Genomic DNA, 17,670 nt, shown 5'->3' with positions numbered 1-17,670 from the left:
GGTCCGATGGCCGGAAAGGGCGTGTGACCTGAGAGAATCGGTCGCATGATCGAAGCGCGGCGGCTCCACATCCTCCGTGCGGTGGCCGACCACCGCACGGTGACGGCGGCGGCCGCCGCGCTGTATCTCACGCCCTCGGCGGTCTCGCAGCAGCTGACCGCCCTGGAGCAGGAGACGGGCCACCGGCTCGTCGAGCGCGGCGCCAAGGGCGTACGGCTGACCCCCGCCGGCGAGATCCTGCTCGGTCACACCAACGCCGTGCTGGCTCAACTGGAGCGCGCCGAGGCCGAGTTGGCGGCATACAGCTCGGGCTCCGCCGGTACGGTCACCGTGGCCTCCTTCGCGACCGGCATCGGCCTGGTCGTGGCCCCCGCCCTGGCCCGCCTCGCCGTCACCTCGCCCGGCATCCTCGTCCGCGTCCAGGACGCCGAGGGCGACGCCAGCCTGCCGATGGTGCTCGACCGGCAGGTCGACATCGCGGTGGCCGTCGAGTACCGCGGCGCCCCGGACGCCGACGACCCGCGCCTGACGCACGTCCCGCTCTACGCCGAACCCTTCGACGCGGTCGTCCCCGTCACCCACCGGCTGGCCGACGCCGAGGAGGTGCCCCTCGCCGAGCTGGCCAAGGACCCCTGGATCGGCCCGTACCCCGGCAACCCCTGCCACGACGTGGTCGTCCTGGCCTGCGAGAACGCCGGGTTCCAGCCGAGGCTCGAACACTCCTCCGACGACTTCCGCGCCGTCGTCGCCCTGGCCTCCGCCGACGCGGGCGTGGCGCTCGTCCCCCGCTCCGCCCTGCGCGGCATGGAGCTCACGGGCGTCGTCGTGCGCCCCGTGGACGGGGTCGCCCCCACCCGTCGCGTCTTCGCCGCCGTACGCCGCGGCGCCGAGGGCCATCCGCTGATCCGCCCCGTCCTGGAGGCGCTGACGCGAGCGGCGACGGTCGACTGACCCCGTCGACCGCTTCCCGCATGTGGGATAGCATCCCGGATATGGGAAACGAAGGCGATGCCGCCGCCGTCGACGTCCGGCTCGGGGCGCGACTGGCCGAGCTGAGGGCCGAACGGGGCTGGACCCTGGGCGAGCTGGCGGAGCGCAGCGGGATCAGCAGGTCGACCCTCTCCCGTGCGGAGCGCGCCGAGATCAGCCCCACGGCCTCCCTCCTGAACCGCCTCTGCCATGTGTACGGGCGCACCATGTCGCACCTGCTCAGCGAGGTCGAACGGGAATCGGCGCTCCTGGTCCGCGCCGCCGACCAGAGGGTCTGGACGGACCAGGCCTCCGGATTCGTCCGGCGCTCGGTGTCGCCACCGCACTCGGGGCTGAGGGGCGAACTGGTCGAGGGACGGCTCGCGGCCGACGCGGACATCGCGTACGACAGGCCTCCCGTGCCCGGCCTGGAGCAGCACATCTGGGTCCTCGACGGACGGCTCGACGTGACCGCGCAGGACACCGAGCACCACCTCGGCGCCGGTGACTGCCTCCGGCTGCGCGTCTGGGGGCCGACACGCTTTCGCTGCCCCGGCCCCGAGGACGCGCGGTACGCGCTGGCGGTGGTGCTGCCGTGATCACCGTCGCACGCCTCACCGCGGCCGAACTCCGTGACGAAGCCGATGAGTTGGCGGTCCTGCTCACCGACACCGTGGACGGCGGCGCCTCGGTCGGATTCCTCGCGCCGCTCGGTCGCGCGGAGGCCGTCGCCTGGTGGCGCGAGCGCGCGGACGCGGTCTCGGCCGGGCACCACGCGGTCTGGGCGGCCCACGTCGGCGGCCGGCTGCTCGGCACCGTCGCCCTCGCCTTCCCGGGCAAGTCCAACAGCCGCCATCGCGCCGAACTCGTCAAGCTGATGGTCCACCGGGACGGCCGCGGTCAGGGTGTGGGCCGGACGCTCCTGGCGACCGCGGAGACGGCGGCGGCGGCCGAGGGCATCACCCTGCTCCATCTCGACACCGAGACCGGAAGCCCCGCCGAGTCGCTGTACCTGTCGGCGGGCTGGACCCGGCTCGGGGCGATACCGGACTACGCGGCGACGCCGTCGGGCGAACTCCATCCGACGACCATCTTCTACAAGCGGCTGGGAGCGCCCGCCGACGGCGCCTGACGGGCTCCGGACCCCGGCGGGGCACCGGCCCGTCACCTCGTGGAGCGGGACCGCCGGTTCTGGGGTGGCGCCGCCCGGTCCACCGCTGACGTCGTGCTTCACCGCGTCGATGTCAGTGGCACTGACTACCGTGCGTCTCATGCCGGATGCAGACGACGTACGCCGTATCGCCCTTTCCCTGCCGGACACGACGGAGAAGACCGCCTGGAGCATGCCCACGTTCAGGGTCGCGGGAAAGATGTTCGCCACCCTGCCCGAGGCGGAGACCTCCATCGCCGTGCGCTGTCCGAAGGAGGAGCGCGACGAACTGGTCCTGGCCGAGCCGGGGAAGTTCTGGATCGCCGGCCACGAGGCCGGCTTCGCCTGGGTCCGGGCCAGGCTCGACGCCCTGGAGGACGACGACGAACTCCACGCCATCCTCGCCGACTCCTGGCGCCAGGCGGCCCCGCCCCGACTCATCGACGCCCACCCCGAGTTGGGCCTGCCGTCCGCCGACTGAAACGGCCTCTGCGCCCGCGGTGCCCCGTGGCATGATCCGAATCGGGAGTGATCCGCCGACGGACGCGATCCGGAATCGGGAACGAAGTGCGGGACGGGCGGCTTCGTGGGGGAGCCGTCGGGCCAGGGGGAGGGGCACGGGCGGGATGGCCATGACGTCATCGGGCGAGGAGCCGCGGAACGGGAAGCGGTCCGGAGCGACGGGCTCGGACGGAGGCTCGGCCGCGGGCTCGCTCCGGTCCCGGGCCGGGGCCACCGGCCTCCTCGGCGACCGGCGGCCCCGGCCCGTCTGGTCGCGGGACTTCGCCCTGTTCTTCGTCGCGCGGGCCCTCGCCCGGCTCGGCGAGACCATGCTGCCCGTCGCGCTCGCCGCGGGACTGCTGCGGTACGGATACGGAGTCGGCGCCGTCGGCCTCGCCATGGCCGCCTCGGCCGCCCCCTTCGCCGGACTGGTGATCTTCGGCGGAGTGATCGCCGACCGGTTCAGCACCCGAAGACTGATGATCGGCGCCGACCTCGTGCGGCTCGTGGCCCAGTCGATCGCCGCCGCCCTCTTCTTCGCCGGCCATGTGGTCCTCTGGCAGGTCTGTGTGATCGGCGCGGTCAACGGCGTGGCCGGCGCCGTCTTCCAGCCCGGCGTCGCCAGCACCGTTCCACGTCTGGCCTCCGACATCCAGGGAGCCAACGGCGCCATCCGGATCGCCGAGTCCGCCGCCCAGCTCGCCGGCCCCGCCCTGGCGGGTCTGCTGGTCGCGTTCGCCTCCGCCGGAGGGGTCTTCGTGGCCCACGCCGGCACCTTCGCACTGAGCGCCCTGTGCCTGCTGCTGCTCCGCCTGCCCGCGGCCGCCCCCGCGAGCAGGACCCACGGCGGCGGCTTCAGGGCCGACCTCGCCGAAGGATGGCGGGAGTTCAGATCCCGTACGTGGATGTGGGCCGTCATCGTCATCTGGTGCGTCTACATGATCTCCGTCTGGGGTCCGACCGTCCCCCTGGTGGCCACCGAGGTGGTGCGCGCGCACGGCCCGCGCGCCTACGGCCTGATCAACTCCGCCCTCGGCGCGGGCACGGTCGTCGGCGGGCTTATCGCCCTGCGCCTGCGTCCGCGCCGCATGCTGCGCGCCGGTTCCCTCGCCCTCCTGGCCTTCGCCTGCTTCCCCGCGTCCGTAGGGGCGGGGTTCGGCGTGGCGGCCGTCTCGGCGTGCGCGATGATCGCCGGAGCGGGCACCTCGTTCTGGGGCGTGATGTGGGCGACCAGTGTGCAGACGCAGGTCGCCCCCGACGTCCTCAACCGCATCCACGCCTACGACGTCGCGGGCTCCCTGGCGATGATGCCCGTCGGTCAGGCGCTCGCGGGGCCCGCCGCCGCGGCCCTCGGCGCCGACAACGTCCTGCTCGTGGCGGGCGTCATGTCCCTCGTCGTCTGTGCGGCCCTGCTCTCGGTGCCCGCGGTGCGAGGCCTGGTACGGGTCGACGGCCCCGCGCCCCGGTCGCCGGACACCACCGCCGCACCGCGCGAAGGGGCCCTCCGGCCGCCCGGCCCGCACAAAACGGGTGCGCGACCACCGGCGTGAGTGCGGTATTGTTTCCGTGCACGTCCAGCCAGGGGAAATCCCAGGTCAGACGGGTATCGGGACGTGGCGCAGCTTGGTAGCGCACTTGACTGGGGGTCAAGGGGTCGCAGGTTCAAATCCTGTCGTCCCGACTGGAGACAGTCGTGAAAGAGGGCCGGTTTCGGAGGTGTCCGAAACCGGCCCTCGATCATTTTTGGGGACCAGTTGGGGACCGGCGTACTTGACCGAGGTCAGCGGGTCACGACGATCGGGCTCGGCTGAGGCGGGGTTGCCCTCGATCTGGACTACCTTGTCGTCCTTGACGTAGATCTGCTGGCCGCAGCCGACCGTGCAGTAGGGGCAGACCGACTGCACCACCCGCTCGGCGGTGTCGGTGTGGGGCCTCAGCCGCTTCGTGCGGGGTGACACGGCGGCGCTGCCACGCTCCCCAGCAGGTTGGGGCCGGTGAGCGACGGTAGACGGGCCACTCGGCGATCCACGTTCGCACACCCATCGTGACTTCCCTTCCGGCGCCGGTTTCGCGGCGGTCGCGGGCCTCGCTGCCCCCGCGTCACCCGCCCGAGCGCCCGCGGAGCGCGAGGGTGTCAGTCCGTCGGCTCGTCCGGCACCGGGTGCTCGGGGCGGGGGCCGCCGGAGTGCGGGGCACCCCTGGGGCTGGTGCCCGCCTCGTCCGTGTCGGGGACCTCTGTGCCGGGCTTCTCCGAGTCCCCGGCTTCGCCTTCCGCGCGGCTGGGCTCCGCGCCGGTCCGGTGGCTCTGGGCCAACTGTCCGGGTTCGCCGACGACGTCCAAGGGGTCTTCGCCGGGTGCGGCCTGCTGATCGGGCAGGTCCTTCGGGATGGGCTTCGGCATCGGCCCCTCACCGGTCCCGGGGCCTTGCGGGCGGGGCTCGCTCACGACGTCCTCATTTCCTCGCGCGGGTGTGGTGTGACACGCAAGTACCCCTCTCGTTCGTGATGATGCAGGTGATCGCCGGACCGTCCCGCGTCCGGCCGGCACCGCCGGTTCGCGGGGGAACCACCCCACCCCGTTTCCCACGGGACACGCCGTCCGGCGCGGTGCATGCCCGCCGCCCCGCACGGCACTGGAGGAGCCGGGCTCACGCACCACGACCACGACCCAAGTGGCGACCTCATGCTCCTGGCCTCGCACGTCCAGGACCGAATGCGGCCATTCGCCCCGACCACGCCCCCACCTCGAGCCGTACCGGCATGCGCGGACGAAGCCCGCCGACGCCTTGACGCGGTACCTGGCCACACCTGCATCAGCGAGATCGGGCATGCCCGGGACCTGGCACGCTCGATCGAGGCTCTGTGCTGCCACGCCGTGAACGCCACATCATCGGGAGCGGATGTCTCCTTGCTCGGTAACCCGACAAGCGTTCGAAGTAGCCCATGAGTCCCTCGGCGGAGGCGCTTGGCAGGTAGCGGCCTCTTCTACCGTCGCTCGCACTTTCAGGATGGTGTCGATTCCGGTGATCTCCAGGAGTCGCTGTACCTGTGGTGTGGGCGCGGCCACGCGTAGATCGGTCGTTTGGCGTGTGAGGACCAGCAGATTCAGAAATGCCGAGCTTGCGAAGGTAATGCTGGAGGCCTCCAGGACTACCCTCGGATCCTCCCGAGCCGCGATGCCCAGCGCGTCTGCCAGCGGCTTGATCGAGGCCATGTCATAGGAGCCGCTTGCGATGAGGACCCGGCAGATGAGGACCCGGCAGCCGTGGCATTCGTACTGAACCACCACAGCCTCGTCCGGAGCTCGTAGATCGGCCTGCCTGGGCGGCTGCTCACTGCGCTCACCGGCGTCCACCGTGCGCCTTGGTGCGATGACCTCGCCCAGAGTCGCCTTGGGGTCCCTCATGTGACACTCCCTGCGGGAACGCGTCAGTGATTACGTGAAAAATATGTCATGTGGCGCCGCGCGGTGGCCGCTCCGTTCTGGGAGGCGTTGGGAGAGGCGGCCGCGAGCGCCTGCGGCAGCGTGGGGTAGCAGGGGATGATCGTGTCGAGGCCGACGATCTCGACAACCCGCTGGACCGGCGCGCTCAGGGCCGCCGTCCTGAGTCCGCCGTCAGCGGCAGCAGCATCAACCTCGGGGCGGGCGTGCACGGTACCGGAGGGGTACTGGCAGGGGGATTCGAGAACGGGCCGTTATGGATAACTCACCCGCAGGCGTTGATAGGGATGACGGATTGCCCGAGTGTGACCTGCCTCTGGAGGCGTCGCTCACCCTGGACAGCGACGGGGTCCGGGTTTCCCACGCCCGTCAGCTGGCAACCGCTTTCCTGGACAAGGTGAGGGGGCGCGTCGGGATCCCGGTGGCGGGGGACACGGTGGAGATCGCCCAGCTGATCGTCAGTGAACTCGTCACCAACGCTCGCAAGTACGCCCCCGGGCCGGCCCTGCTGCACCTGCGCGTAGTGACAGGCGCCGTGCTGCGGGTCGAACTCTGGGACAGCAGCCCGGTCATGCCGTCCGCCAAGGCGCAGGATCCCGGACGCATCGGCCGGCACGGCCTGGAGATCGTCGCCCCCCTCGCCCGCACCGTGACCGTGGAGGAGACTCCGGTCGGAAAGCGCATCACGGCCGACATCCCCCTCACCACCGCGTAGCACCACAGCTCAGGTCCTGGTCTGGCCCGCTGTGCCGTCCTGCCCCGCCCACTGCTCCGACGTGGTGATCCGGGCCTCTCCTCCTCCCTGCCGGCTTGCCCTGCGACCTGAGGGCAGGACATCTGCTGAAAGGGACGACCATCCGGCGGAGACGCGGTGAGTTCCAGGCCGACGAGCCGGAGCGAGCCGCCACGGAGCCATTGGAAGCGCGCGTGGGGGAGTTGCTGAACAGGAACGCCCAGGTGCAGCAGGCCATCCACTCACACGCCGTAGTCGACCAGGCCGTCGGAGTCGTCCTCGCTGTCGGGCGCCTGACGCCGGATCAGGCATGGGACGTTCTGTATTGAAGTCTCCCAGCGGACGAACACCAGGCTCCGTCACCTATCGGAACTGATCATCGAATGGGCCCGCACTGGTCAGCTGTCCGCCGACATCCGATGTCCGCCGACATCCGAACTGAGCTGAATCAGCAGCTCAGTTCGGCGCCCAGTCTCCCCAACCACCCGCGGCAGCCGGTTGACACGGGTGGGCGGCAGGTGCCGCGGAGAAGGGACGGCGGCCGTCGAGCTGGAATCGTGCGGTCGGCTATCAGCTCGAGACCGGCTGGGCTGTTCGGCCTCTGCCGCCTTGGCATCCGGCCCGGAAAGGCGGGGCAGACCCTCGCACCCTCCGCGGCGCAGCACGTGAGATGGGACCGATAGGGGCAGGTGCACGATCCCAACACCCGCCGGTCCGAGCATGACGACGAGCACGCTGTTACGGCGTTCGATGAACTGCTCCTGGCGGTGGACGAAGCTGAGGCGAGTGTGATGGATGACAGGGAACACTTGGGCAAGGACCGGGAGGCGGCGGACCCACTGACTCGGAATGAGGGCGCTCGGGAAGGGGCCCCCAGCGTCGGACTTGAACAGTTGTCGCTTCTCTTTGCACGGGCGTCCCTCTGCGTGCCTCATCGCCCGGCTCAGCGAGAAGCAGAGACTCCGTAGGCGAAGACGGTGAGAAGCGACCGCGATGTCAGCGACCGGGTGGTGGGAAGACGAGGGCCGTCGTCGGCGACAGCTACAGCAGCTTGATGACAAGGGGAGGGCCCAGGCCAGCCTGGCCTGGGCCCTCCGGTCGCGCGCCTTCGAAGGGTGAAGACGAATCCTGCGCGCGACGTCTTGACAGTAAAGCCGAGGCGACACCTGGCCGATCGCTATTGGACACCCGGTCAGGTGCGTCGGGACCCGCCACCGATCCCGACGCATGATGCCTCTCCGCCGAGGGCCGTCAGCCCGGCCTGCCCGCTTCATCACCGTCGTAGTCGGTTTCGATGCGCTCCTTGCGCACGGTACCCGTGACGGTCTCCTCCTCGACTACCTCGTCTGTGACGAGGCGGACGCGCTCCACCGGTTCCACCCTGGTCTCCACCACAGGCCGTTCTGCGTGCAGAGTGACCTCGTGTTCCTCCTCCGAGATCTCGGAGCCTGACAGTGAGTCATCGATGTTCGCCTCGGTGATGGGCTCGCGCACCACGCGGACCTCTTCATGGCGAACAGGAATGGTCTGCTGCTGTTCCTCGGTGACCACATATTTGCGCAGCCGCGCACGGCCGGTCGTCTGGCGTTCTGTCCCGACGTGCATCTCCTCTTCGGAGCGTGTCATCGCGTCATCACCAGGCGGCCCGGCCCGCATCGTGCCGCCCATCCCTGCGTCGGCAGTGGGGCGGGCCGATTCGCGGCCTGTGCTGGCCCACCCGGCCTGCCCAGGGTCGTTGGCCTGCTGCCAGGCCTCGTCCCAGGCGATGCCGTAGTGCTCGTACAGACGGTGTTCCTCGTCCTCTGACAGGTGCCCGCCACCGTCTACGTCGACGTTGGGAGCGTCCTTGATGCGGTCCTTGGACACGGACACCTCAAGGTGGTCCTCGACGATGTGCGCGTCTCGCATGGGGACAAACGATTCGCTGTTGCCAAACATGCCCGTCTTGACCGTGACCCACTCCGGCTGGCCGGTCGCATCGTCGTAGAAGACGTTCTTCGCGTCGCCGACCTTGCTTCCATCCGTGTCGTACACCGGGTGCTCCAGCACGGCGGGTATCTGCTCTCGGGTGATCATCGCTGCTCCTGCTCCTTGTTGAGGTTACAGACCGGGTTTCCATCCCAATGGGTAGAAAACGCGTAAATTACCTTTTGTTCTTCCGGTGGTGCTACTGCGAGGCCCAGACTCGGTAACGGCGAGCTCGCCGCACGCCAGATCTCGTACGGGACTCCATGTATCGCCGAGCGGCGGAGAAGATGGCCAGGGCGCGCTCCACGGCGTGGACGTGACCTTGGCAGCCAGGTTCTCCACCGCTTCGCTGGCCTTGCGGCGGTCGGGTACTTCGCAGGGGGTGGCCTTTTGCGGGATGTGCCCGTGCGGCTGGTGGCATTGATGCGGCAGGGCGGCCAGGCCCGGTTGCGCTTGCCCGGCGGGCAGGAGCGCAGGATCCGCCCGGACGTCAGACCCCGCTTGGACAGTCAGGGCCACCTGATGGTGCCGTTCATCGGCGAGGGGCCAGTTCCGACAGGTCCGCCGTGTGACCGCGAGCAGCGGTGTGCGGTCCCGGCACGGGATAAGCCAGGTCGCGTGAGCGGCGTGATCTTTGGGCCGGCGTGCGCATCAACCGGCGTGCGCATCAATGAGGGTTGCCGGGGCTGTATCCGTATGGCGCGGGTTGAGCACCCTGCAGTCGATGGAAGCAGCTGACCAGGCGTCGACGACGGCTCCCGGTCGCCTCGCGCGTGCGAACGGTTGAGGCAGCACCCGACCGTGAAGGCAGCATCCGGGCTACGGGCTACGGGCTACGGGCAGCGGGCTACGGACGAGGCGTCCGGGCGTTTGATACCCCACATGTATCCATCCCGTGGACCACTGCTCAACGCCGTGAGCTGGGGTACTCGGCGCGCATGGCAAAATTCAGTCTTCCAAGACAAAAAGAGCAAAAAGATGTCGATGTGCCGACGCCTGAGGAGGCCGGGCCCGGGCCCGAGGTGGAGGAGCGGGCGCCGGATGCGCCGACGCAGCTGCCCCGGCGGGCGTGGGGGAAGGCGTTCACCGGGAGTCTGCGGGAGTTCAAGAAGGACGAGTTGGCAGACCGGGCGGCCGCGCTGACGTACTACAGCGTGCTCGCCCTGTTCCCCGCCCTGCTGGTCCTGGTCTCCCTGCTGGGCATCGCCGGCAGATCGACCACGGACAAGGTCCTGGACAACCTCAAGCAGCTCACCCCCGGCTCGGCCCGCGACATCATCACCGGCGCGGTGGAACAGTTGCAGGGCAACGCCGGCATCGGCTCCATCGTGGCGATCGTCGGCCTGGTGGTGGCGGTGTGGTCGGCTTCCGGGTACGTCGCGGCGTTCATCCGCGCCGCGAACGCCATCTACGACATGCCCGAGGGACGTCCGGTGTGGAAGGTCCTGCCGGTGCGCGTGGGTGTGACGGTTGTCCTGATGATTCTGGCGGTGGTCAGTGCGCTGATCGTGGTCTTCACCGGGGGCGTGGCCCGTCAGGTCGGCACGGCGCTCGGCGTCGGGGACACCGCGCTGACCGTGTGGTCGATCGCCAAGTGGCCGGTCCTGGTCGTACTCGTCACCATCATGATCGCGATCCTGTACTGGGCGAGCCCGAATGCGAAGGTGAAGGGCTTCAAGTGGATCACTCCGGGCAGCTTCCTGGCTCTGGTGATCTGGATGATCGCCTCCGCCGGATTCGCGTTCTACGTGGCCAACTTCGCCTCGTACAACAAGACCTACGGCACCATGGCCGGCGTCGTCGTCTTCCTGGTGTGGCTGTGGATCAGCAACCTGGCCATCCTTTTGGGCCTGGAGTTCGACGCCGAGGCGGTACGCCAGCGGGCCATCGCCGGCGGCATGCCGCCCGAGACCGAGCCCTACACCCAGCCCCGCGACACCCGGAAATGGGACGAGGAAGACCTACGCCGCCTCCACGAAGGCGAAGAGTGACAGACCAGACGCCTGACCCGTATGCAACTGCTCATCTGTGGATACCTGCAACCCATGAGACTGGCGACGGGTTGAGCGAAGCGGATCGGCATCTGGCGCAACAGGCTGGCTCCCGCATCCCGTCCGCCATTGGCCGGCTGTCGGCGGCGGCTGAGAGCAACAATTCGTGGTGTGGCGCGGCGGTCGTGATGTCCGTGTTCGGCGGTCGGCGCGGACGGACGGCCGCAGTCTCGGGGCTTGCGGCATTCGCCTTGACCCTGGCCGTCGAACGGGTGCAGTCGGGATCCGAGTACCCCGTGGATGTCACCGCCGGTGCCGTGGTCGGCCTGGGCAGCGCCTGGCTCATCTTGCGCATGTCCCGCCTGCTGCGGAATTGGTTGCAGTAGCCACGCACCGATTCCGAGCACATCCGCTGATTCGCGGCAGACCGTTTCTCCTGAACTGCGATGTTCGGGGTACTCGGGCACTCATCGGACGGTCGGGGTCAGTGAGCACGATCCGGCCGACAAGGACAAAACAGAGCAAGGATGATCACGTGTCGAGTACACAACCGCAAGGCACCGGCTCATCCCGGCTGACGAACGGCGTGGGGCACGAGCCGGTGGGCGAGCTGGTGCAGCAGGCCTCGCAGCAGCTGACCGAACTGGTGCGCGGCGAGATGAAGCTGGCGCAGGCGGAGATGACGGAGAAGGGCAAGCGCTACGGCAAGAGCGGCGGACTCTTCGGCGGTGCCTCACTGGCCGGCTTCCTGATGCTGCAGGCACTGGTCGCCGCCGTGATCGCAGCCCTGGCCCTGGTGCTGCCGGTGTGGGCCGCGGCCCTCATCGTCACCGCCGTTCTCGGTGTGATCGCCGCCTTCCTGGCCTTGAGCGGGAAGAAGCAGATCGGCAAGGCCGCCCCTCCCATGCCCCAGAGCACGATCGAGAACGTCAAGGCCGATGTGGCCGAGATCAAGAGGAGCGCACACCGATGACCCAGATGCCCGCCGACCGGCAGAGCGCCCCCAGCCCCGACCAGCTTCGTGAACAGATCGAGCACACCCGCCACGACCTCGGGGTGACCGTCCAGGCCCTCGCGGACAAGACCGACGTCAAGGCCCGCGCCCGCCAAAGGGCCGGCGAACTGAAGGAGCAGGCGGTCGTCAAGGCCGACGAGCTCAAGGCTCACGCCGCGAAGGCCACCTCCCAGGTCCGGGCCAAGCTGCCCGACCCGGTCAACGACAAGGCCGCCCAGGCGGCCGGACAGGTCCGCGCCACGACGGCTCGGGCCGGACGGATGTGGGAGGAGAAGGCACCCGAACCCCTGCGGCAGAAGACGGCCCGGTCCGCGCAGCTGGCGCGGGACCATCGCACCGTGCTGCTGGTCGCCGCCGCTGGCATCACCGCGATCTGGCTGATAAGCCGCCGTAAGAAGGACTGAACAGATGAAAGCCTCGAAGATCGCCTACAAACCAGTCGGGCTCGCCCTGGGAGCCATCACCGGCATGATCGCCGGGGCCGCCTTCAAACAGGCATGGAAAGTGCTCGGCCACGACAAAGACGCACCCGACGCCACAGACGAGGACCGCAACTGGGGCGAAATCCTTCTGGCCGCCACCCTCCAGGGCGCCATCTTCGCCGCAGTCAAAGCCGCCGTCGACCGCGCAGGCGCCACCACCACACGCCACCTGACCGGAACCTGGCCCGGCTGACGGCCTCGGCCTGGTAGCCGCGGAGCCCAGTGTTTATGAGCCGCCGTGCGGACCCGGGTGCGCGTCCGGGGCCCGAGTCTTGGCCGGATCGGGCCCTTTGCCATGTCCAGCCACGCCGCCTGCCATCATGGGCGTCGGCCGTTGTACGCAGTTGGGGGTTGCCAGGGACGGACGGTGACGTTGTTCCTACGAGCAACATCCAAGCCTGACAGCCCTTCAGGACTTGCCCGTTACTCCATTTCAGTCATCCACCTCGAAACGGTTCACAGCGAGAAAAGACCCGACTGCCGGAAACGGACCCGCTCTCCGCGGGGAGCCGGGCACGACGGAGTCTGCGCTTCACGAGTGCGGGTACTCGGCCGCCATGAACGACGGCTACTGGAGTATCGCGCTCTCGAACGCCGTGTTCGACACGCTCGCTGGCCTGCTGAGCGGACTCGTCATCGCCGGAGCCCTGGTGTGGGCGGTAGGGCCAGACATCCGGGTCGAGCGGGTTGTTCGGCAGCGGGGGTTCCGGCTGCTGCCCAGCCGCCCGGACCGCCTTCACCTCCCCGGCCGCCCCAACCGTCTGGGCCTTCCGCACACCAAGGAGCGCTCGGAGCGCCGACCGGCTTTCGTCGCGGAGCGCACGTCTGCGGGTGCCTGATCCGGGTACTCGGGGCTCCTCCCCCGAGCGAGGTGATGAAAGTGGTATCGACTCCACGCCGGTCGGATCTGGCCGGCCTGTCCGCACTGGTGACGGGCGGATCCAGGGGCCTGGGGCTGCTGCTGTCCGCACGGCTGGCCCAGCGCGGCTGCCTGGTCACGATGGCGGCCCGCGACGAGGACGAACTGCGACGCGGCGCCGAATGGGCCGAGGAAAGGACCGGCAAGAAGTTCTCCACCGCGGTGTGTGACGTCCGTGACCGGCATGCCGTGGCGTCGGTGGTCCGGCAGGCGGATGCCCGGCACGGCGGGCTCGACATCGTCGTCGCCAACGCCGGTGTCATCCAGGTGGCTCCGGTGGCGTCGCTCGACAGCGGGGCCTTCGAGGACGCCATGGACACCATCTTCGGCGGCGCCGTGAACACGGCCGTGGCGGCACTCCCCTCCCTGCGCGCGAGCGAGGCGGGAGGCCGACTGTGCCTCATCGGCTCGGTCGGCGGACTGCTCGCCGTTCCGCATCTGCTGCCGTACTCGTGCGCCAAGGCCGCCGTCGGCGCGCTGGGCGAAGGACTGCGGGCCGAGACGACCGGAGACAACCTCAGCGTCACGACCGTCCATCCCGGGCTGATGCGCACCGGCTCTCATCTTCAGGCCGAGTTCGGCGGACGCTCCTCCCGGGAGTTCGCCTGGTTCTCGGCTCTCTCGGGGACACCCGTCCTCTCGATGGACGCTGACCGTGCGGCAGAACGCATCGTACGGGCGCTGGAGAAGCGCAGGACCCGCCTGGTGCTCACTCCCGCCGCGCGTGCCGCTGCGGTTGCGCACGGCGTGGCGCCGGCCACGGTCACCCGGCTCAGCGGCCTCGCCGCGCGGCTCCTGCCCGCTCCCCCGGCGGCGCACGGCGGCGCCGGCGCGGCGGGGCACGGCATCGAGCAGGGCCACGACATCGATCGGACCGCCCCCACCTGGACGGAGAAGGTACGCAGGCTGGGCAGTGGCCTCAACGACCGGGCCGCCGACCGCTACAACCAGCACATTCCGGGCCCGCCGACCAGCGCCTGACCGACGCGGCGGCCGAGACCCGCGACAGAAGGAGCTCTCATGCGCGCACTGACCTGGCACGGCAAGAGGGACGTCCGTGTGGAGATCGTGCCGGACCCGCGGATCGAGAAGGCCGACGATGTGATCGTACGGATCACGTCGAGCGGCATCTGTGGGTCCGACCTTCATCTCTACGAGTTGTTCGGTCCCTATCTGGACCCCGGGGACATCCTGGGGCACGAGCCCATGGGCGTGGTCGAGTATGCCGGGTCCGAGGTTCACGCCCTGAAGCCGGGCGACCGCGTCGTGATCCCGTTCAACGTCTCGTGCCGCGACTGCCACATGTGCGACCGCGGGCTGCACTCGCAGTGCGAGACCACACAGGTCCGTGAACGCGGCACCGGTGCCTCGCTCTTCGGGTACACCAAGCTCTACGGTCAGGTCCCGGGCGGCCAGGCAGAACTGCTGCGGGTCCCGTTCGGCAACAGGTTGCCCATCAAGGTCCCGGACGGGCCACCGGACGACCGCTACGTCTATCTTTCCGACGTCCTGCCGACGGCCTGGCAGGCTGTCGAGTACGCCGACATCCCCGACGGCGGCACGGTGACCGTGCTCGGGCTCGGCCCGATCGGTGACATGGCGACCCGGATCGCACAGCACCGCGGGGCCGGCCTGGTCATCGGGATCGACCCGGTCGCCGACCGGCTCTCCCGCGCCTCCGCCCACGGTGTCACCTGCTTCGACGCCCGGCGCGAGGGCGCCGAACTGACTGATGCCGTAAACGAGTTGACCGAGGGTCGGGGCACCGACGCCGTCATCGACGCCGTCGGGATGGAAGCACACGGAGCACCGTTCGCGAAGGCCGCCCAGTGGGTCACCACCCTGCTTCCGGACAGTGTCGCGCAGCCGCTCATGGAGCGGGCCGGCGTGGACCGGCTGACCGCCCTGCACGCCGCCATAGAGCTCGTACGGCGTGGAGGCACGGTCTCCGTCTCCGGCGTGTACGGCGGCGCGGCGAGCCCCATGCCTCTGCTGACCATGTTCGACAAACAGATCCAGCTACGGATGGGCCAGGCCAACGTGTGGCGCTGGGTAGAGGACATCCTGCCCCTGCTGACCGACGCCGATCCGCTCGGCGTGGACTCCTTTAAGACCCACGACATGCCGCTGGAGGACGCCCCCAAGGCCTACGCGATGTTCCAGGCCAAGGAGGACGCCATGGTCAAGACGCTCCTCCACCCCTGACCCCGGAATCCACGCCTCGACCTGGATTCCACCCATTTCATACATACGTAACCGCACGAGTGACCGGGAGTTGCCTGATGGAAGAACGACACACCCCTGGCCAGAACCGAGGCGTGGGCGCGTGCAAGGCGTGTGGAAGCAGGCCGGCCGTCTCGTCCGAGGGTGGGACGATGCTGTGCGAGCACTGCTCCCGTCTGCTCGAACTGCCTGACCAGGCAGGGCTGGTGGACGACGACGGGGCCGGTGTCCGGCGTGATTTCGAGAACCGCGACGTCCGCCCGGAGGCCTGAAGGCACCGCGTACGCCGCGACATCCGCCCCGCGGCCACGAGAACAGCGCGGCTCGTCGGCCAGAAACCGTGAGACCGCTGAGTCTTCGGCGCCGAGCCGCACCTTCTTCAGGTGCAGGTCCTCGACATCGGGCAGGAACATTCCGGCCGCGACGCCCGTGGTCGGGTACCGCATGGGCTCGGTCGGCCGTTCGCGGGGCAGGACCTCGGGGATGCCCGGTGGGTGAGGGTGATCATTTCCGCGGCGATACAGCCGGAGGTCCGGGCGCGCTCGTGTTCCGGCCCGGTTCTGGCACCGGCCGCCCGGCGACCCCGTCCGCGGCCTCCGTCCGGCGGCCATGACTCGCACGCCGTAGACACAAGAGCTCGATGGCTAGGCGAAATGAGGATGGATCGGCCGGAGCAAGGAGGGAGGGGTGTGGCAGTGTCACGCGAGGCGTGCAGGGTGTCAGCCCGCGAGCTCCACACAAAGCCATATTTCAGAGGAATAGTCCGAATGGGGTGGGTTGGTCCGGGTACTCCGTCGAGAGGTCTAGTGAACGGAGCACATTGTGATCATCAAGAGGATGCATGACATGGGTATCCGCAGCGAACACGCGTACCTGGCCGCGATGGCATCCATAGGCCTCACCGTCGTCGCCTGGGCCGGCTCCTTGAAGATGGAGCCTGGCCTCGACATCGCCCGGGCCGACCGCTGGGGAATCTACGTCGGCGAATGGGCCCCGACTTTCTTCGGCCTTGGTCTGGCACTTTCCCAGTACGAGCAGCAAGAGGGCGCCACCGGCGCAGCTGCTAGCGAACCGCTGGCGCAGAGCATCGGCTGACTCGCGGGCGACCTGTCGCGCCCGGGTGAACGGCGTGCCGCTCGAACACGCATACGGGGTGCTGTATGTGTACCGCAGGCTTCGTGTGCTGATCGGAGTTGAACTCTGACCAAACGGTCTCCGGGCCGCGCGGCGCTGCAGTGCTGTGTCCGGGCCCTGCTGAACAGGGAGCTTGAGGACGGAGACATCAGTCTGGAGGAGTTCGAACGAGAAGAGGAACGGCTGCTCGACCGGCTGCACGCCGCGCAGACCTGTTCCACGTCGAAGGATCGAAGGTGACGAGGTCATGGATGACAAGGACAAGGTGGTTCTCGCTGCTGCGGTAGTGGGCGGCTATGTGCTGGGCCGTACGAAGAAGGGCCGGATGGCCTTGTCCATCGCGACCTATGTCGCGGGCCGGCGCTTCGGTCTTGAGCCTCGCCAGCTCGCCGCCGAAGGGATGCGGCGGCTGGGGGAGATCCCGCAGGTCGCCGAGTTGCAGGAGCAGTTGCGAGGGGAAGTGCTGGAGGCGGGCCGCAAGGCGATGACGGCCGCCGCCGGCCGGGGCATGAGCACGCTTGCGGGCAGCCTCAGCGAGCGTACGGCCCGGCTTCTGGAGAAGCCGGACGAAGAGGACGAGGACGAGAGCAAGGGCGAGGAGGACGAGGAGCAGGACGCGCCGGAGGGGGACGCGGAGAACGAGGAGGGGGAAGGGGAAGAGGAAGAAGAGCCCCAGGGCGAGTACGAGGATCAGGCCGAAGAAGGAGAAGAGGAAGAGGAACAACCGGAAGCCGAATATGAGGACGAGGAGGAAGCCGGAGAGGAGGAAGCAGAGGAAGAAGAACCAGAAGAGGAAGGGGAAGAAGAGCCGGAGGCGAAGCCGCGGAGGGGCCGCGGTTCACGACCGGATGGGTCGCGCAAGGCATCCGCGCCCGCAACAGGCAAGAAGGCCACTCCCGCCGGCGGAGACAAGCCTCGGGTGGCGAAGAAGTCGTCGGCGAAGAAGACCACAGCCAAGAAGACCGCTCCGGCCAAGAAGTCCGCTGCCTCGAAGACGACGTCATCGAAGCGGGCGGCGTCCAAGCGTGCCGGTCGTGGGAGGTAGGCAGCCATGGCCGAGAAGGAAACGGACAAGCCGGAAGAAGGCGCGTCGGGCATGGACAAGCTCCGTGGAGAGCTGTCCAAGTTCGTGTCCGCGCAGGT

The 17,670-nt window shown here is 69.1% G+C and carries 21 protein-coding genes, 1 tRNA gene and 1 pseudogene; 19 read left to right on the top strand and 4 right to left on the bottom strand.

The annotated features are described in order from the left end of the window. Positions 1–45: 45 nt before the first annotated feature. The 6 genes from ACFYW9_RS26310 to ACFYW9_RS26285 all read left to right on the top strand — a co-directional run bounded on the left by ACFYW9_RS26310 (position 46) and on the right by ACFYW9_RS26285 (position 4,301). A complete protein-coding gene (locus ACFYW9_RS26310; RefSeq protein WP_328672776.1) occupies positions 46–951 on the top strand; it encodes a LysR family transcriptional regulator in 906 nt (301 codons plus the stop codon). A 41-nt stretch (positions 952–992) separates the two neighbouring features. Beyond that, a complete protein-coding gene (locus ACFYW9_RS26305) occupies positions 993–1,568 on the top strand; it encodes a helix-turn-helix domain-containing protein (protein ID WP_389154994.1) in 576 nt (191 codons plus the stop codon). Beyond that, positions 1,568–2,101 carry a GNAT family N-acetyltransferase gene (locus ACFYW9_RS26300; protein WP_389155253.1) on the top strand — a complete coding sequence of 178 codons (534 nt, stop codon included), beginning with the start codon at positions 1,568–1,570 and terminating at the stop codon, positions 2,099–2,101. Before ACFYW9_RS26305 ends, ACFYW9_RS26300 begins: the two co-directional genes overlap by 1 nt. 139 nt (positions 2,102–2,240) lie before the next feature. Then, the gene (locus ACFYW9_RS26295) at positions 2,241–2,600 is read left to right on the top strand and encodes an MmcQ/YjbR family DNA-binding protein (protein WP_389154991.1); all 360 of its coding nucleotides are present in this window, start codon (positions 2,241–2,243) and stop codon (positions 2,598–2,600) included. Between the two features lie 151 nt (positions 2,601–2,751). Next, positions 2,752–4,170 (top strand): MFS transporter, encoded by a 1,419-nt coding sequence (locus ACFYW9_RS26290; RefSeq protein ID WP_389155250.1) that lies wholly within the window; start codon positions 2,752–2,754, stop codon positions 4,168–4,170. Positions 4,171–4,227: 57 nt separating this feature from the next. Beyond that, positions 4,228–4,301: transfer RNA gene (locus tag ACFYW9_RS26285), tRNA-Pro, on the top strand. A 127-nt stretch (positions 4,302–4,428) separates the two neighbouring features. On the opposite strand, the pseudogene ACFYW9_RS26280 reads toward ACFYW9_RS26285, so the two are convergent. Both ACFYW9_RS26280 and ACFYW9_RS26275 read right to left on the bottom strand, forming a co-directional pair. Beyond that, positions 4,429–4,663, bottom strand: a pseudogene (locus ACFYW9_RS26280) (hypothetical protein); the annotation flags it as partial. A gap of 91 nt (positions 4,664–4,754) precedes the next feature. Continuing rightward, positions 4,755–5,066: a hypothetical protein gene (locus ACFYW9_RS26275; protein WP_389154988.1), complete on the bottom strand. Its 312-nt coding sequence runs from the start codon at positions 5,064–5,066 to the stop codon at positions 4,755–4,757. 165 nt (positions 5,067–5,231) lie between these two features. Between ACFYW9_RS26275 and ACFYW9_RS26270 the strand changes: the two genes are divergently transcribed. Further along, positions 5,232–5,567, top strand: coding sequence for a DUF6415 family natural product biosynthesis protein (locus ACFYW9_RS26270; RefSeq protein ID WP_389154985.1), 336 nt, complete (start codon positions 5,232–5,234; stop codon positions 5,565–5,567). Here ACFYW9_RS26270 and ACFYW9_RS26265 read toward each other — a convergent pair. Then, positions 5,508–6,026 carry an STAS domain-containing protein gene (locus ACFYW9_RS26265; protein ID WP_389154982.1) on the bottom strand — a complete coding sequence of 173 codons (519 nt, stop codon included), beginning with the start codon at positions 6,024–6,026 and terminating at the stop codon, positions 5,508–5,510. The genes ACFYW9_RS26270 and ACFYW9_RS26265 overlap by 60 nt on opposite strands. A 331-nt stretch (positions 6,027–6,357) precedes the next feature. On the opposite strand from ACFYW9_RS26265, the gene ACFYW9_RS26260 reads away from it, so the two are divergent. Continuing rightward, a complete protein-coding gene (locus tag ACFYW9_RS26260) occupies positions 6,358–6,777 on the top strand; it encodes an ATP-binding protein (protein ID WP_389154979.1) in 420 nt (139 codons plus the stop codon). 212 nt (positions 6,778–6,989) lie between these two features. Then, positions 6,990–7,124: an ANTAR domain-containing protein gene (locus ACFYW9_RS26255; RefSeq protein WP_389154976.1), complete on the top strand. Its 135-nt coding sequence runs from the start codon at positions 6,990–6,992 to the stop codon at positions 7,122–7,124. 922 nt (positions 7,125–8,046) lie between these two features. On the opposite strand, the gene ACFYW9_RS26250 is transcribed toward ACFYW9_RS26255, so the two are convergent. Next, positions 8,047–8,871: a DUF2382 domain-containing protein gene (locus ACFYW9_RS26250; protein WP_389154973.1), complete on the bottom strand. Its 825-nt coding sequence runs from the start codon at positions 8,869–8,871 to the stop codon at positions 8,047–8,049. 830 nt (positions 8,872–9,701) lie between these two features. Here ACFYW9_RS26250 and ACFYW9_RS26245 point away from each other — a divergent pair. From ACFYW9_RS26245 to ACFYW9_RS26200, 10 genes are all read left to right on the top strand, one after another. After that, positions 9,702–10,754: a YihY/virulence factor BrkB family protein gene (locus ACFYW9_RS26245; RefSeq protein ID WP_389154970.1), complete on the top strand. Its 1,053-nt coding sequence runs from the start codon at positions 9,702–9,704 to the stop codon at positions 10,752–10,754. Next, the gene (locus ACFYW9_RS26240; protein ID WP_389154967.1) at positions 10,751–11,140 is read left to right on the top strand and encodes a phosphatase PAP2 family protein; all 390 of its coding nucleotides are present in this window, start codon (positions 10,751–10,753) and stop codon (positions 11,138–11,140) included. Before ACFYW9_RS26245 ends, ACFYW9_RS26240 begins: the two co-directional genes overlap by 4 nt. Positions 11,141–11,355: 215 nt before the next feature. Then, positions 11,356–11,727 (top strand): phage holin family protein, encoded by a 372-nt coding sequence (locus tag ACFYW9_RS26235; RefSeq protein WP_389155247.1) that lies wholly within the window; start codon positions 11,356–11,358, stop codon positions 11,725–11,727. After that, the gene (locus ACFYW9_RS26230) at positions 11,724–12,173 is read left to right on the top strand and encodes a DUF3618 domain-containing protein (RefSeq protein WP_389154964.1); all 450 of its coding nucleotides are present in this window, start codon (positions 11,724–11,726) and stop codon (positions 12,171–12,173) included. Before ACFYW9_RS26235 ends, ACFYW9_RS26230 begins: the two co-directional genes overlap by 4 nt. A 4-nt stretch (positions 12,174–12,177) precedes the next feature. After that, complete coding sequence (locus tag ACFYW9_RS26225; RefSeq protein ID WP_351875973.1) at positions 12,178–12,444, top strand: DUF4235 domain-containing protein; 267 nt, start codon at positions 12,178–12,180, stop codon at positions 12,442–12,444. Between the two features lie 364 nt (positions 12,445–12,808). Further along, positions 12,809–13,090, top strand: a complete 282-nt coding sequence (locus tag ACFYW9_RS26220; protein ID WP_389154961.1) for a hypothetical protein — start codon at positions 12,809–12,811, stop codon at positions 13,088–13,090. A 41-nt stretch (positions 13,091–13,131) separates the two neighbouring features. Continuing rightward, complete coding sequence (locus ACFYW9_RS26215; protein WP_389154958.1) at positions 13,132–14,151, top strand: SDR family NAD(P)-dependent oxidoreductase; 1,020 nt, start codon at positions 13,132–13,134, stop codon at positions 14,149–14,151. A 39-nt stretch (positions 14,152–14,190) separates the two neighbouring features. Then, entirely contained in the window at positions 14,191–15,375 is a 1,185-nt protein-coding gene (locus ACFYW9_RS26210) for an alcohol dehydrogenase catalytic domain-containing protein (RefSeq protein ID WP_389154954.1), read from the top strand. Between the two features lie 840 nt (positions 15,376–16,215). Then, positions 16,216–16,488 carry a hypothetical protein gene (locus ACFYW9_RS26205; protein WP_389154951.1) on the top strand — a complete coding sequence of 91 codons (273 nt, stop codon included), beginning with the start codon at positions 16,216–16,218 and terminating at the stop codon, positions 16,486–16,488. A 286-nt stretch (positions 16,489–16,774) separates the two neighbouring features. Further along, complete coding sequence (locus tag ACFYW9_RS26200; protein ID WP_389154948.1) at positions 16,775–17,572, top strand: histone protein; 798 nt, start codon at positions 16,775–16,777, stop codon at positions 17,570–17,572. The last annotated feature ends 98 nt before the right edge of the window (positions 17,573–17,670 follow it).

The organism is Streptomyces sp. NPDC002698 (assembly GCF_042888945.1).
Classification (GTDB): domain Bacteria; phylum Actinomycetota; class Actinomycetes; order Streptomycetales; family Streptomycetaceae; genus Streptomyces.
Note: the sequence above shows the minus strand (reverse complement) of the source record. Positions and strands in the feature narration are given on the sequence as shown.